We start from the raw sequence: 1,334 nt of genomic DNA, 5'->3' as shown, positions 1-1,334 counted from the left end.
TTCTCCCCCGCCCCCGAGGCATCGGCCGCATGCAGCCGGTACTCGTAGGCCCCCGCATCCACATGGCCACCGGCCAGGCGGAACGCATCGCGCGTGGTCTGCGCCGTCGTCGTGGCCCCGTTCATCGCCGTCACCACCTCGATGCCGCTGCCCACCGTCAGCGCCCCCAGCCCGCCCAGGTTGGTGATCTGGATGTTCGTCGTGCCGCTGGCAATCGCCGTGCAGCCGCTCAGGATCAGCCGGTCGCTCAGGCTCCCGCTGCCCCCCAGCGCCGTGCCCAGGCGCAGCGTGCCGCCATTGCCCACCCAGGGGCCCTGCACCGTCAGCGTCGCCCCCGGCGAGCCGCTCAGCAGCGACACCGTGCCCGCGCTGGCCATGCCCGCAATGGTCTGGCTGTGCCCCGCCAGGTCCAGCACCGCCCCCGCGTCCACCGTGAACGCGCTCGCATTGCTGAAGGTGCCTGCCGCCCCCGCGCGCAGGCTGCCCGCCGCCACCCGGGTGGCGCCCGTGTACGTGTTCGCCCCGCTCAGGGTCAAGGTGCCCGCGCCCACCTTCACCAGCTCGCCCGCGCCCGAGATCGGGCCCGACCAGCCCAGCCCATGGCCGTTGCTGTCGATGGTGCCGGTGCCGCCCAGCAGCAGCGCATTGCCCAGGTCCAGCCCGTCCGCGCCCGCCACGAGGCGCGCGCTCGCGCCGCTGTCGATGGCCACCGCACCCAGCATCGTGCCGCCTGCGTTCAGCACCAGGCGGTTGTTGCTGCCGCCGGTGAACGCCACCGCCGGGGCCCGTGTGACGCCGTCGCCGCCCAGCCCGCCGGCCAGGGTGCCGCCGCTGTGGGTGACATCCAGGTCCGCGCCCGTTATCCCGGCCCCGCCCGCCCCCGGCAGGCCTGCCGCGCCGCCGTTGCTGCTGGCGCCGCCCGCACCGCCCGCCCCGCCGGCGATGGTGCCGCTGTTGATCACGATCACGCCGCCCGCACCGACCGAGGCCAGCCCGGCGCCGCCGTCGCCGCCGTTGCCCGGGGTGCCGGTGCCGCCCACCCCGCCGCCGCCGGTGCCGCCCGCGCCCCCGGCACCGCCCAGGAGCTGGCCGGTGTTGACCACATTCAGCGCGGTGCTGCCCGCGAGCGTGAGGCCGGCCCCGCCGGCACCCCCACCGCCGCCCGAGGCGTTGCTGCGCGCCGGCAGCAGCTCCGAGCCGCCCGCGCCGCCGGCCCCGCCCGCCGAGGTGCCGCTGTGGGTCAGTGTGAGCCCTGGGGTGGCGCTGCGCAGCCACAGCCCGCTGCCGCCGCTGCCGCCGCCGCCGGCCTGGGAGAAGGCATCGCCGCCCGCGCC

General features: G+C 77.4%; 1 protein-coding gene. It reads right to left on the bottom strand.

Features of this window, described 5'->3' with window-relative positions; all coding sequences use genetic code 11:
- Positions 1-1,334 (bottom strand): autotransporter-associated beta strand repeat-containing protein (locus V9K97_RS27235; protein ID WP_337321961.1); only part of this gene is annotated, 1,334 nt, incomplete at both ends.

Origin of the sequence: Variovorax sp. CCNWLW186 (assembly GCF_037203865.1) — a bacterium.
GTDB lineage: Bacteria > Pseudomonadota > Gammaproteobacteria > Burkholderiales > Burkholderiaceae_C > Variovorax.
Note: the sequence above shows the minus strand (reverse complement) of the source record. Positions and strands in the feature narration are given on the sequence as shown.